Origin of the sequence: Shewanella vaxholmensis (assembly GCF_031932135.1) — a bacterium.
Lineage (GTDB): Bacteria > Pseudomonadota > Gammaproteobacteria > Enterobacterales > Shewanellaceae > Shewanella > Shewanella hafniensis.
In genome coordinates, this window is sequence record NZ_JAUOEV010000009.1 from 105,386 (window position 1) to 119,128 (window position 13,743).

At 46.6% G+C, this 13,743-nt stretch carries 9 protein-coding genes and 5 tRNA genes; 12 read left to right on the forward strand and 2 right to left on the reverse strand.

Annotated elements, in window-relative coordinates; all coding sequences use genetic code 11:
• Positions 1-199: 199 nt before the first annotated feature.
• Positions 200-1,345, forward strand: a complete 1,146-nt coding sequence (locus tag Q4Q46_RS10135; protein WP_311905880.1) for a PLP-dependent cysteine synthase family protein — start codon at positions 200-202, stop codon at positions 1,343-1,345.
• Between the two features lie 118 nt (positions 1,346-1,463).
• Here the strand turns inward: Q4Q46_RS10135 and queE are convergent, their stop codons facing one another.
• Complete coding sequence (gene queE / locus Q4Q46_RS10140; protein WP_311905881.1) at positions 1,464-2,132, reverse strand: 7-carboxy-7-deazaguanine synthase QueE; 669 nt, start codon at positions 2,130-2,132, stop codon at positions 1,464-1,466.
• 171 nt (positions 2,133-2,303) lie between these two features.
• On the opposite strand from queE, the gene queC reads away from it, so the two are divergent.
• Both queC and rrtA read left to right on the forward strand, forming a co-directional pair.
• Complete coding sequence (gene queC, locus Q4Q46_RS10145) at positions 2,304-3,026, forward strand: 7-cyano-7-deazaguanine synthase QueC (protein ID WP_107404460.1); 723 nt, start codon at positions 2,304-2,306, stop codon at positions 3,024-3,026.
• Positions 3,023-3,619, forward strand: coding sequence for a rhombosortase (gene rrtA / locus Q4Q46_RS10150; RefSeq protein WP_311905882.1), 597 nt, complete (start codon positions 3,023-3,025; stop codon positions 3,617-3,619). Before queC ends, rrtA begins: the two co-directional genes overlap by 4 nt.
• 76 nt (positions 3,620-3,695) lie before the next feature.
• Here rrtA and uvrB read toward each other — a convergent pair whose 3' ends face one another.
• A complete protein-coding gene (uvrB, locus tag Q4Q46_RS10155; RefSeq protein WP_311905883.1) occupies positions 3,696-5,702 on the reverse strand; it encodes an excinuclease ABC subunit UvrB in 2,007 nt (668 codons plus the stop codon).
• Positions 5,703-7,135: 1,433 nt separating this feature from the next.
• On the opposite strand from uvrB, the gene Q4Q46_RS10160 reads away from it, so the two are divergent.
• From Q4Q46_RS10160 to rsxC, 9 genes are all read left to right on the forward strand, one after another.
• Positions 7,136-7,211, forward strand: a tRNA-Asn gene (locus tag Q4Q46_RS10160).
• Between the two features lie 54 nt (positions 7,212-7,265).
• Positions 7,266-7,341, forward strand: a tRNA-Asn gene (locus tag Q4Q46_RS10165).
• Between the two features lie 32 nt (positions 7,342-7,373).
• Positions 7,374-7,449, forward strand: a tRNA-Asn gene (locus Q4Q46_RS10170).
• Positions 7,450-7,492: 43 nt separating this feature from the next.
• A tRNA-Asn gene (locus Q4Q46_RS10175) sits at positions 7,493-7,568 on the forward strand.
• 50 nt (positions 7,569-7,618) lie between these two features.
• Positions 7,619-7,694 (forward strand) — tRNA-Asn (locus Q4Q46_RS10180).
• A 204-nt stretch (positions 7,695-7,898) separates the two neighbouring features.
• Positions 7,899-9,803, forward strand: a complete 1,905-nt coding sequence (locus Q4Q46_RS10185; RefSeq protein WP_311905884.1) for an EAL domain-containing protein — start codon at positions 7,899-7,901, stop codon at positions 9,801-9,803.
• Positions 9,804-9,928: 125 nt separating this feature from the next.
• Positions 9,929-10,507, forward strand: coding sequence for an electron transport complex subunit RsxA (gene rsxA / locus Q4Q46_RS10190; protein WP_006081543.1), 579 nt, complete (start codon positions 9,929-9,931; stop codon positions 10,505-10,507).
• 1 nt (position 10,508) lies between these two features.
• Positions 10,509-11,123, forward strand: coding sequence for an electron transport complex subunit RsxB (gene rsxB / locus Q4Q46_RS10195; RefSeq protein ID WP_311905885.1), 615 nt, complete (start codon positions 10,509-10,511; stop codon positions 11,121-11,123).
• Positions 11,117-13,735: an electron transport complex subunit RsxC gene (gene rsxC / locus Q4Q46_RS10200; protein WP_311905886.1), complete on the forward strand. Its 2,619-nt coding sequence runs from the start codon at positions 11,117-11,119 to the stop codon at positions 13,733-13,735. Before rsxB ends, rsxC begins: the two co-directional genes overlap by 7 nt.
• Positions 13,736-13,743: the final 8 nt, after the last annotated feature.

Here is a 13,743-nt window from a genome sequence, read left to right on the forward strand (position 1 = left end):
AGCTTCATCTATTCATTTTGTTCTAATTACATTCTTTGTATTAAACTGCACTTCTATTTGAAGCCATATTTTTTAGTTCGCGATATTTGTCTTTAACATCAATCACGCCTCGCGCGACTTCAAGCTAATGCCCCCAAGCGAGTAACGCCAAGCAGATCCAATAAAACCGCTTTGCACGTCCCTGTGATATGCTCTAACAATGATCCCTTTCGAAGTGACTATGATGATATCTAACACAATTCAACCGCCAGTGGACTCACACAGCGCTCGCAGACTCTGCCCAACGTGGGAAGCCCATGCGATAGGCAAGATTGAAGCGGATTTTCAGCGCAGCGCCGATACCCATTTGATTAAACTTGAATTACCTATGCTCGATGGCATAGATATTTATCTTAAAGATGAAAGTACCCACCCGACAGGCAGCTTAAAGCATCGCCTCGCCCGCTCACTCTTCCTCTATGCCCTGTGTAACGGCTGGATTAAGCAAGGTACGCCGATTATCGAATCCTCATCGGGCAGCACGGCGATTTCTGAAGCCTATTTTGCCCGCTTACTCGGTTTACCTTTTATTGCCGTAATGCCTAAAAGCACGGCTAAAAAGAAGATTGAGCAGATCACTTTCTATGGCGGCCAATGCCATTTTGTCGATCATTCCAGTGAGATTTACGCCGAATCGGCACGCCTCGCCGCAGAGCTTGGCGGCCATTATATGGATCAATTCACCTACGCCGAGCGCGCGACCGACTGGCGCGGCAATAACAATATTGCCAATTCTATTTTCAATCAGATGGAACGCGAGCCACACACAATCCCGCGTTGGATAGTGATGAGTCCAGGCACAGGCGGCACATCGGCGACCATAGGCCGTTACATCCGCTATCAAAGGTTGGCGACCCAACTTTGCGTAGTTGATCCACAAAACTCGGTGTTTTTTGATTTCTATCAGAGTGGCGATGCCAGCTTAACCTGTTGCAATGGCAGTAAGATTGAAGGCATAGGTCGACCAAGAGTCGAGCCATCGTTTATTCCTGGCGTTGTCGATACTATGCTGCAAATCCCCGACGCAGCATCAGTGGCGACAATTCATTGGTTAGAACAACTGATTGGCCGTAAAACCGGCGCATCGACGGGCACTAACCTGTACGGTGCATTGCAACTTGCCGTACAAATGCAAGCGCGCGGAGAGCAAGGCTCAATCGTGACCCTAATTTGTGATTCGGGTGAGCGTTATCTCGATACTTATTACGATGCTGATTGGATTGCAGCTAATATTGGTGATATTGCCCCCTATCAGCGCCAACTTGCGGCATTCAATCATTTTGGTCAACTAAGCGAGCTTGATTAACCGACTCGATTAAATCCCTTGAGTTGACGGTTTTAAAGTCCACCGCTAAACGTCAGCCATAAAAAACGCCCCACAGTTGTGAGGCGTTTTTTATCGTTGGTAGAGTAACCCAAGAGCATTAATCAATATTCAAATACTTATGGGTTTGGATCGATAAACGCCAATTACGGGCAATACACACCTTCATCGCCAGTTCAGTCGCTCTGGGCTTTTGGCTAATCGGCTGCAGGCAAATCGTTTTCGTGGAAATATCGATGCCTTGCAGTAACTCATCCAATTCAGCAATGTGATTTTCAGTGGCGATGGGATGCTTGATCTCATTGGCACGGTTAAGCGCCTGCGCTAATACCTTATAGCCACCTTTCATGTTCACCTTGGGCGATACCGTCACCCAAGTGTCATCGGCACAGTTGATGTCGAAGGTGCCACTGGTTTCGATTTGGGTGGCAAAGCCTTGGCTGTGAAAAGTTTCAGTTAATTCGCGTAAATCGTACATACAAGGCTCGCCGCCGGTGATCACGATATGGCGCGCAGTGAAACCTTTGGCATGAAAAGCTGCGATAAGACTTTGCGCCGTATGATCTGCCCAGCGACCAATAGTGCCGTCTACGCTAATGACTTGCTCTGGCGTCACTTTATTCACTTCAAGCACATCCCATGTCTGTTTCGTATCGCACCAAGCACATCCCACGGGACAACCTTGCAGGCGAACAAATATGGCGGGCACTCCGGTAAAGACACCTTCACCTTGAATGGTTTCAAATACTTCGTTGACTGGGTAGTTCATGCTGGCGTTCCACTTTTCTGGGGCGGCATTTATAGTGGATTTTAGCTTGAGCTGCAAGTTTTTGCGCCGAGAAAGCCTATTTGATGTAGATCGCCAGAGTTTGCAAGCCCTATGGCCTGAGTTACACTAACGGCCTATTTATGCGTGTTCTACGGTTAAGTGAAATCCTTTATGTCAACGAGCTTAGTGTCAAAACCCTTAGCGTCCAAAGCAGTGGTAGTATTCAGTGGCGGACAAGATTCGACAACCTGTCTTATCCAAGCCCTAACCCAGTACGATGAAGTACACGGGATCACCTTTGACTACGGTCAACGTCATCGCGAAGAAATTGAAGTCGCCAAATCCTTAGCCAAACGCTTGAAGATCACTAGTCATAAAGTCATGGATGTCACATTACTCAATGAGTTAGCGATATCGGCACTTACCCGTGATGCGATTCCCGTCTCACATGAGCTAATGGAAAATGGCCTGCCGAATACTTTTGTGCCTGGACGTAATATTCTGTTTTTAACGCTTGCGGGCATTTATGCCTATCAATTAGGCGCTGAAGCGATTATCACCGGCGTGTGTGAAACCGATTTTTCGGGTTACCCAGATTGTCGCAACGATTTTGTTAAAGCGATGGAATCAGCCTTAGTTCAAGGCATGGATAAACAACTGAAGATCATCACGCCTTTGATGTGGCTCAATAAGGCACAAACCTGGGCGCTGGCGGATAAATATCAGCAACTCGATCTGGTTCGCCACCATACCCTCACTTGCTATAACGGTGTGATTGGTGATGGTTGTGGCGATTGCCCTGCCTGTCATCTGCGTAAACGGGGTCTGGACGACTATCTGCAGGATAAAACCGCAGTCATGGCTTCACTCGACGCTAGCGAGCCAAATGCATGACACGCAGTCCCTATTGGGTCGCGCTGGTGGTGAGTCTGATATGTGCGGGTTTGTATGTCGCAGGCTTAGCCAGTCCTGCTGTCGACAACCTACTCGCCTATCGCCGCAGTGCTATTGCTGATGGTGAATGGTGGCGCTTAATCAGCGGTAATTTACTTCACACGAATCAGTGGCACCTGTTGATGAATCTTGCGGGTCTGTGGGTTGTGCTGTTTTTGCATCATTTCCACTACCATCTCAAAGGCTTAAGCGCGCTATTTCTTGTGTTATGTCTACTCGAAGGTATAGGTTTATATTTGGGCTACCCGCAATTGCTCGGTTATGTCGGCTTAAGCGGTATGTTGCACGGCCTATTCGCCTACGGCGCGGTGCAGGATATTATCCGCAAGCTACGTTCAGGCTATCTGCTGTTACTTGGTGTTATCATTAAAGTCGGCCACGAACAGCTTTATGGCGCCAGCAATGATGTCACCGCCATGATAGGCGCGCGCGTGGCAACCGAGGCGCATTTGGTCGGTTTAATCTGTGGGCTGATTTGTGCTTTAGCGGTATTCATCACGCTAAAGTTTCGCCACGTAAAAGCCTCTGCTTAATTCACTGACAGACATTAAAAAGCCGTCGCAGCATAATTGCTGGACGGCTTTTTTAATTTTTAGCGTTAAAGTAAACCTAGGCCTTGATCAACAAGTCCCGCAAATGCTTGACTTCATCACGCATCGCCGCCGCTTGTTCGAACTCTAAGTTGCGCGCATGTTCGTGCATCTTCTTCTCAAGCTTATCGATTTGATGACTCAACTCAGTTGCATCAACTTTGTGGTAATCGGACTTAGACTCTGCCACTTTGCCATACACAGCTTTGGTGTCACGACCATCATCCACATCCATCACATCTGTAATACGTTTAACCACCCCCTTCGGAATGATCCCATGTTTTAGATTATGAGCCCGCTGTTTTTCGCGGCGCCGTTCAGTTTCACCCATGGCTTTGGCCATCGAATTAGTAATACGGTCAGCATAGAGGATTACTTTACCATTGACGTTTCGCGCGGCTCTGCCGATAGTTTGAATAAGCGAGCGTTCAGAACGCAGGAAGCCCTCTTTATCGGCATCTAAAATACACACCAAAGATACTTCCGGCATGTCTAAGCCTTCGCGCAAGAGGTTGATCCCAACCAACACATCAAACTTTCCTAATCGCAGATCGCGGATGATCTCAACTCGCTCCACCGTGTCGATGTCGGAATGCAAATAACGCACTTTTACACCATGCTCGTCGAGGTATTCGGTCAAATCCTCCGACATACGCTTGGTCAGTGTTGTGACTAATACCCGCTCATTCACCGCCACCCTTTTGGCGATTTCGGACAATAAATCATCCACTTGAATACCGACTGGGCGCACTTCTAATTCAGGATCAAGTAACCCTGTCGGTCGTACGACCTGCTCTGCAATCTCGCCTTCGCTCTTTGCTAACTCGTAGGCACTTGGCGTCGCCGACACATAAATGGTCTGCGGCATCAATTGTTCAAACTCTTCAAACTTGAGCGGGCGGTTATCTAATGCCGACGGTAAGCGGAAACCGTATTCCACGAGCGTGGTTTTACGGGAACGATCACCTTTGTACATAGCGCCGATTTGCGGCACAGTCACATGGGATTCGTCGATAATTAATAAGCCGTCAGCGGGCAAATAGTCGAGCAAGGTTGGCGGCCCTTCCCCAGGAGCGCGGCCAGACAAATAGCGCGAGTAGTTTTCGATACCGGAGCAGTAACCTAACTCCACCATCATTTCCACATCGTATTGCACTCGCTCATGAATACGCTGCGCTTCGATTAACTTATTGTTATCGAGTAAATATTGTTTTCGCTCACGCAGTTCTTCTTTAATGAACTCAGTGGCGGCGATAATTTTTTCCCGCGGCGTCACATAGTGAGTCTTAGGGTAAACTGTCGTACGTGCTATCCGTTTAATAATATGGCCCGTTAACGGGTCAAACTCACTTAAACGCTCAATCTCATCGTCAAACAATTCAACACGAATGGCATTACGCTCAGAATCGGCGGGGAAAACATCAATCACTTCTCCACGCACGCGATAGGTGCCGCGCTGCAGTTCAATATCATTACGCGTATATTGCAACTCACTGAGACGGATTAAGATATCACGCTGCCCCATCACATCGCCTTGGCGCAGATGCAGCAACATTTTTAAATAGGAATCGGGATCACCCAAACCATAAATGGCCGACACAGAGGCGATGAGCACCACATCTTTGCGCTCTAACAGCGCCTTGGTCGCCGACAGGCGCATTTGCTCAATGTGGGCATTTACTGACGCATCTTTCTCAATAAAGGTGTTAGATGCAGGCACATAGGCTTCTGGCTGATAGTAATCGTAGTAAGAGACAAAATACTCGACCGCATTATGGGGAAAGAACTCTTTCATCTCGCCATAAAGTTGCGCCGCCAAGGTTTTATTCGGCGCCATGATAATTGTCGGGCGACCTAACTTTTGGATCACATTGGCAATCGTAAAGGTTTTACCTGAGCCCGTCACCCCAAGTAAGGTTTGGCAAGCTAAACCCGCTTCGAGTCCATCGACTAATTTGTCTATCGCTGTAGGTTGGTCGCCTGCGGGGGCGAATTGCGATTCAAGCTGAAAAACAGATTCTGACACGCGCACATATCCTTTTAATGAGTCGCCCCATTCTAATCAAGTCACCGACTAAGCTCCACAGTTATCCTTACTGTCGCCGTTCATTACGCAGCAACACCGCCAGATGACAATTTAGTGGAAGCAACATGAAACTTTTACACCAAGTCATTTTCAACGATTTTTGCTTACAAAACACCCGCAAACTAAGCAAAAATGCCAATTTAATACACAAGAAATCAATTTCGTTAGATTACAAAATTGCAACCTGATTTACCCCCTCAATAAAAACCACTTGCTTTTAGTATGCACTTGATAATGCTTATATTTATTTTTGAACCCCAAAATAGTGCATTTTAAGTCCGCCGCCCATACGCCAAGGCTTTGACGGCCGTTTATTAGGACAACTCACAGGGTTATCCACAGATTTTGTTGATAAGTCGAAATAACCTAGAAACCACGCGGGATTGGAGGCTGTCATGCCCCCAAATAACAGCCAGTCAACATTTAGTAATTTAATTACATTTGATAAATGTTGCTACTTGTATCAATTTCACTAATTGCAACTACCCTTGCTCTTCACTGCGTTGTAAGCCATTCGACTTGAGTAACAGATACGGCTAATTTGATGAAAGCTAAATTAAAATCAGTCACATATTGCGTGTTGAATTGAACACTTTAACGTTTAAAAAGCAATGAACGGCGATCAAATCTCGTTGAATTACTTGTTGGCGCTAAGCTAAAACCTAGCATAGACCAGTGATTAATACTCTAGCACTCCTTAATTATTCTACTTTCGAAGCCAAGATACGCTTCAACGCCATTACATTAATAGTTCACTTTTACAGCAAATGTCTTCTATATACGACATACGACGTATAGGCAGCTTAACCTTTAACTTGCTAGCCAATCTTGCATCGGACATGGTGACGTATGCCATACCGAAGAAAGAAGCGTTCGTTAATCGCCGACCATACAGCAATGTGCCTCACGGTTTAAGCCTTGAGGTTTACCAAAGCTCTATATCCCTCTTTATGCTGCTGCGATAACTTAACACTGCATCACTATGTTGGCTTACCAAACTAACCCAATGCTTATCAGTCAGTAGAAAAGAGGAATTAAACCCGCAGCAATATCCGGTAGCGCTTTATATTTAAATTGTTTAAGTCTATTTATTGACTCTGAGCTCAACTGATTTCCCAAAGTGCTTATTTTTTAACGAGTGATTTCAATTTTATAGCAATTTCACCCTGCGAACGGTAGCGGCGTTCAAAGCTATATTGCGAATTGTTAAGTGGTTTTTCACTAAAAATGTCGAATTCTGCACCACGATGCACATTAGATGAGCACTTAACAGCATAATTACACTTTTTTTAGTAACTCGAGTTGACTCATCCCACAGAGCGTTTTACTATGCGCTCCGTTCTCAACGAGTCGCTACGACTGTGTGAAACGATTCCCCTGTAGTTCAGTCGGTAGAACGGCGGACTGTTAATCCGTATGTCACTGGTTCAAGTCCAGTCAGGGGAGCCAATTTAACGCAGAGTAAAAGCAAGTAAGAACAAGCAGTAACAATATGTAATCGATTCCCCTGTAGTTCAGTCGGTAGAACGGCGGACTGTTAATCCGTATGTCACTGGTTCAAGTCCAGTCAGGGGAGCCACTTACATTATTGCACTGCTGTTTTAAAACGATTCCCCTGTAGTTCAGTCGGTAGAACGGCGGACTGTTAATCCGTATGTCACTGGTTCAAGTCCAGTCAGGGGAGCCAATTTAAAGCAAGTAATTTAGTCGATAGCCATATCGCACCCGATTCCCCTGTAGTTCAGTCGGTAGAACGGCGGACTGTTAATCCGTATGTCACTGGTTCAAGTCCAGTCAGGGGAGCCATATTCAAAGTGTTATTTCTTAAAAGTCGATAGCAATATCGCACCCTCTACTCCCCTGTAGTTCAGTCGGTAGAACGGCGGACTGTTAATCCGTATGTCACTGGTTCAAGTCCAGTCAGGGGAGCCATATTTTCTAATTCAACACCCCATTCCTCAGTTTCACTCCTGCTTGGCAACTTATTCTTTTCGTTTTGTTTTTAAGCAAATGCAGTTACACTGTTACCAGCTTATTAAACAAATTTCTGAGTATCTTCACACAGATAGCGGTTTTTAAGCATTCTTGACTTAAACTTATCCTGTTCGTACTCACCAAAATCTAGAGCGGATTTTTATGGCCATGTCAAAATCATATCCAATTTTTTTACTGCTTATTTTTTTAGGTCTTTTTGCTTGGGTGTATCAAAGTGAAAACAGTCAATTGCAAGTCCAACAGCAGCAAGAACTCGATAGTTTTAAATCCAGCTTAATCCGCTACCAAGAATGGCAAGGTAATGGCACTGAACTCTTCAAAAAACTATCTCAAGACTACCAATTTCAGTTCTTCCAATATATTGATGATACCGACGGGCAACTGAGCCATACCGAAGGCAGCTTAGACAGCCAACACTCCCATCCTTTAGCCAGTTTATTTTCCATCGACCTTAGCCACACACAAAAATTGGCAGCCGGTCGTTTACAAGTCAAACTCAGCGCCAATCAAGCCATTGATACGGCAATTAGCAACACTGAAAAACTTGGCCTCATGTTGCTAGTGGCTTATCTGACATTACTGTTAGTGTTTGTTCTATTAATGTCAAAACATAGGACTGCAATACGTTATGCTGCTGATTATATTTCCAAAATACCTGAGTTAGGGTTTTCTGCAGTCGCATCATCAAAGCTGACTGGCGAGCTCAACCCTATTGGTATTTCCCTTGAAGAATGTCGCCTGCAACTTAAAACTCAAATCGATAAGCTCAATCAAGAAAACGAAAAGCTACATAAAGCCGCCTATCAAGACACAGTGACAGGTTTTAGCACCCGCCCAGGATTTACAAAAAAACTAGAAACCATTAGTAATCCAAATATTCCTCAATTGGGCTTGATGGCTATGGTTAAAGCGACCGAGTTGGCGCAAATAAACCAGAAACAAGGGCGAACAGCGGGAGATGATTATCTCGCAAGAGTCGCCAATTGTATCCGTAAAGCCTGTAGCAGCTATCCTGATGCCGAATATTTTCGAGTAGCGAGTGCTGATTTTGCAGTGTTTATTCCCGAAGTTATGCTCAAAGATGCACCGAAATTTTTAGACCAGCTAAAGATTTACCTCGATGAATATCAGCAGATGACAAAAGCGGAATCCGTTGCCCATATAGGCTTAGTCCCCTACAACCAAGGAGTGGAAGCGGCTAATTTACTGACCATTGCCGATACTGCGGTCAGCATAGCGCAAACCCTTGGGCCCAATAGCTATCATATCCAAGAAAAACTCAATGGTGATGAACAATTTGGAGACGATCGCTGGAAGATGGCGATCAATGATTTAGTCACTCGCCAAGCATTAAAATTTTACCAGCAACCTATTCAGCCGTGTCGTACTGATGTCGAAGTTTACCGCGAGTTATTAGCCCGTTTTTATAATAGCGAAGGCAAGTTTTTACCCACCACCACAGTGATTGCCATGGCTGAACGTCACGGTATGAGTACTGAGTTAGATAAACTGGTGGTGATCAGTGCATTAAAAATACTTAAGGAAAACCCGACCATTACCGGTAACTTTGGTATCAATATCAGCGCATTTTCGGCCCATCAAGACATGTTTGTCGCTTGGTTGAAGGACATATTAGGTAAGCAAAAATACATCGCCTCGCGCTTAGTATTTGAGATCAACGAGTCCGGAATGCAGTCTAACTTAGGGGCGAGTTATAAGTTTGTCCGCGAAGTGCACAGTGTCGGTTCGCGGGTGTCGATTGAGCGTTTTGGTATGAGTTTTACCTCCTTCAAATTCTTCAGCGAAGTGCGGCCCGACTTCATCAAGCTCGATGGTAGTTACACTTCTAATATCGATGAAGACAGCAACAATAAGTTCTTCGTGCGTATGATGGTGGATGTCGCAAGGCGGATTGGCATCCGGGTCATCGCTACCAGTGTCGAACGCCAAGAAGAAAAATTGACCCTCGAAAAACTCCTCATCGATGGATTACAGGGCTATTACATCGCACAGCCACAAGCTATGGCCATTACAGATCAGATTTAATACTTTAACGGGTTAATTCGTCGCCAAAATTTACAGTAAAGATGGTTAACCCTGCATTCTATATGTTGTTTATGCATACGGAAAAGTCGATAATACGGCCAAGATCCGTTTAGAAAAGTATTAGGATGACTGAATATCTCCTCCTGTTGATCAGTACAGTGCTGGTCAACAATTTCGTTTTAGTGAAATTCTTAGGCCTGTGCCCTTTTATGGGGGTCTCCAGCAAATTGGAGTCCGCTATTGGCATGTCTATGGCGACCACTTTTGTGCTGACGTTAGCCTCAATTCTCAGTTATCTCGTCAACCAGTATCTGTTATTACCCTTTGATCTGAGTTACCTGCGAACCATGAGCTTTATTTTAGTGATTGCCGTTGTGGTGCAATTTACTGAAATGGTGGTGCAAAAAACCAGTGCCGCTCTGCACCGTGCCTTAGGGATTTACTTGCCGTTAATCACGACTAACTGCGCGGTATTGGGCGTTGCCTTATTAAACGTGAACGAGAAGCACGATTTTATCCAGTCGGCTATCTATGGCTTTGGTGCTGCGTTAGGCTTCTCATTAGTGTTAATTCTCTTCTCGGCGATGCGCGAGCGTTTAGCGGCCGCCGATGTCCCCTTGCCTTTCAAAGGCGGTGCGATTGCGATGATCACCGCAGGTCTTATGTCCCTCGCCTTTATGGGATTCACAGGATTGGTTAAGTAAGATGTCCGGAATTTTAATTGCAGTCGTATTGTTGACCCTATTGGCATTAGTCTTTGGGGTGTTACTCGGTTTTGCCGCCCTTAAATTCAAGGTTGAAGGCAACCCGATTGTCGATGAGCTCGAAGCTATTCTGCCACAAACCCAATGCGGTCAATGCGGTTACCCAGGTTGTCGCCCTTATGCAGAAGCCATTGCCAATGGCGATAAAGTCAATAAATGCCCCCCAGGTGGCACAGCCACCATGGAAAAGCTGGCGACTCTAATGGGCGTTGAGCCAGAGCCGCTGAATGCCGAGGCACAATCTCAGGTCAAGAAAGTCGCCTATATTCGCGAAGATGAATGTATTGGCTGCACTAAATGTATTCAAGCCTGCCCTGTGGATGCGATTATCGGTGCAGGCAAGCTGATGCATACCGTGCTCACAACCGACTGCACTGGTTGCGATCTTTGTGTTGAGCCTTGTCCCGTCGATTGTATCGATATGATCCCTGTTACCCAGAATCTTAAAAATTGGAACTGGCGCTTAAATGCCATCCCAGTGACGCTCATCCAAGAGACTCTCAGCAAAGAGATTCAGAGCAAAGATCCACAGTTAGAAGAGGAAAAGCGGTGTTAACTTTATTAGATCAATTAGATAAAGGAACCCTTTGGCGCTCACCCGGTGGTATACATCCTCCTGAAGTCAAATTTCTCTCCAACGCGACGCCGATTGGCCAATTGCCATTAGCCTCGACGTACTTAGTACCAGTGCCACAAGTCGGTGAAAACTGTACGCTTGCGGTGAAGGTTGGCGATAAGGTGCTAAAAGGCACGCCGTTAACGCAAGGTACTTCCATTTGGCATTTACCTGTACATGCACCAACATCAGGCACAGTTGTTGCTATTGAGCCAAGGGCCAGTAACCACGCCTCTGCACTGCCGGTTAACACTTGCGTTATTGCTGCCGATGGCAAGGACACCTGGTGCGAGTTAGTACCCAATCAACTTGATGACTTAAGCCATCAGCAAATCGTCGATATAATTCGCTCAGCGGGTATTGCGGGTATGGGCGGCGCAGCGTTTCCGGCTCATATTAAGCTAAATCCGGTCAGTGAAATCGACTTAGTCATCATCAACGGCGTCGAGTGCGAGCCTTATATCAGCGCCGATGACAGATTAATGCGCGAATACAGCCAAGATATCCTCGCAGGTATTGGCATAATCCATCGATTATTAGCACCAAAACGCATTGTTATCGCCATTGAAGACAATAAACCTGAAGCGGCCAAAGCCATGCAAGCTGCAGTCAACCAATGCGGACTCCCTGCAGGCAGCATTCGGGTGACGGTTATCCCGACAAAGTACCCTTCGGGCGGTGAAAAGCAGTTAATTCAAATCATTACTGGCCGCGAAGTCCCGTCAGGGTCGATCCCCGCCAAACTCGGTATTGTAGTGCACAACGTCGGCACTGCCTTTGCCATTCATCAAGCCGTGACCCAAGGTAAGCCTTTGGTTGAACGCGTAGTGACTGTGACAGGCAAAAATGTCGGCAAACCGGGAAATTACTGGTTACCGATAGGCACGCCCGTTGATCACATACTGACGGCAACTGAATTCACGCCAGAAGCTGAACAAAAGGTGATTATTGGCGGGCCTATGATGGGCCATGCGTTAGCCAATATCCAAGTGCCAATTTTAAAAGGCACTAACTGTATTCTGGTACCCAGCAGCCAAGAAATTGGTAGCGCGCCAGAAGAAAAAGCCTGTATCCGCTGCGGCGAATGTGCCACTGCCTGCCCTGCACTCTTGTTGCCACAGCAACTTTTTTGGCACGCCAAGGCCGAAGAATATGACAAAGCCGCCAGTTACAATCTAAAGGATTGTATTGAATGCGGTTGTTGTAGTTACGTTTGCCCGAGTGATATTCCTTTAGTCGAGTATTACCGCATTGCCAAATCGGCACTTAAACAAGCCGCCGATGAGAAGCAACAAGCAGAGCGCGCTAAACAACGCTTCGATGCCCGCTTAGCGCGTCTCGAAGAAGAAAAACTGGCCCGTGAAGCTAAAGCGAAAGAAGCTGCAGAGCGCCGACAAGCGACGATGACAGGCACAGATAAAAATGCCGTTGCTGAGGCTATGGCACGCATCGCCGCGAAAAAAGCCGCAGCGGCACAAGCAGCCACAGGTGGAGCAACAATAGAACAACCAGCAACTGCAGAATTAAACGCCACAGCGACTGACACTACAGAAGCACCAAAGGGTAAGGCCGCCGTTGCCGCTGCCATCGCCCGTGCGAAGGCGAAAAAAGCCGCTCAAGCAAATACCGAGAGTACTAAAACACATGGTGTGGACACAGATAGCGCTCAAATAGACAGTTCGGCGAATGTTGATGCGACTGAATCAGCCACTGATGTGATAGCGCAGGAAGCGCCTTTATCCCAGAAAGACAAAGTCGCTGCGGCGATTGCGCGCGCCAAGGCCAAAAAAGCCGCACAGCAAACCGATACCGCGCCGCTTGAACCTGCAGAAACCGCTGACAGCACATCAGAGCTCAGCGCTGCCGATGATAAAAAGGCGAAAGTAGCAGCAGCCGTTGCTCGTGCCAAGGCCAAGAAAGCGGCGCAGCAAGTAGAAACCGCCGCTAGTGATATTGAAGTTAGCAATACTGAAATTATCGTTAGTGACGTTAATGACGCTGAAGCGATTAAAAAGGCCAAAGTGGCCGCCGCAGTTGCTCGCGCTAAAGCGAAAAAAGCCGCCCAACAAGCAGAGGTAAATACTGAGAGCGATTTAATCCAGACCGCGACTCCAGCAGTTGATTCCACAGCTAACGTTCAAGCAGATGTGAATGATGATACAGATACAGCCACTACTGACGTTAACGACGCTGAAGCGATTAAAAAGGCCAAAGTGGCCGCCGCTGTTGCTCGTGCTAAAGCTAAGAAAATAGCAGCTGCATCAGCGGAGTCTAAAACTGAGTCTGAAATAGAGTCCGTTGACGAGATCCAAACTGAAGCTAACGTCGCATCGCCCTCGATAGCAGCAACGCTTGAGGCTGCAACAACTGGAGCCGAAACCGTTTTGCCATCGGTAGAATCTGCTGCAGAGCCCATTGAAACGGCGCCGTTATCCAGTGATGAACTGAAAAAAGCGCGGATTGCTGCGACCATCGCCAAGGCAAAAGCCAAAAAAGCGGCACTCGCCCAAGAAGCCAACGCTTCGAGCGACTCAAGTGTGACTAATGATTAAGAACAGAA

Excerpts from the sequence above, each read along its gene's own strand:
- queE (WP_311905881.1), bottom strand. The coding sequence starts at position 2,132 with ATGAACTACCCAGTCAACGAAGTATTTGAAACCATTCAAGGTGAAGGT.
- queC (WP_107404460.1), top strand. The coding sequence starts at position 2,304 with ATGTCAACGAGCTTAGTGTCAAAACCCTTAGCGTCCAAAGCAGTGGTA.
- Q4Q46_RS10185 (WP_311905884.1), top strand. The coding sequence starts at position 7,899 with ATGGCCATGTCAAAATCATATCCAATTTTTTTACTGCTTATTTTTTTA.
- rsxA (WP_006081543.1), top strand. The coding sequence starts at position 9,929 with ATGACTGAATATCTCCTCCTGTTGATCAGTACAGTGCTGGTCAACAAT.
- rrtA (WP_311905882.1), top strand. The coding sequence starts at position 3,023 with ATGACACGCAGTCCCTATTGGGTCGCGCTGGTGGTGAGTCTGATATGT.
- rsxB (WP_311905885.1), top strand. The coding sequence starts at position 10,509 with ATGTCCGGAATTTTAATTGCAGTCGTATTGTTGACCCTATTGGCATTA.
- Q4Q46_RS10135 (WP_311905880.1), top strand. The coding sequence starts at position 200 with ATGATCCCTTTCGAAGTGACTATGATGATATCTAACACAATTCAACCG.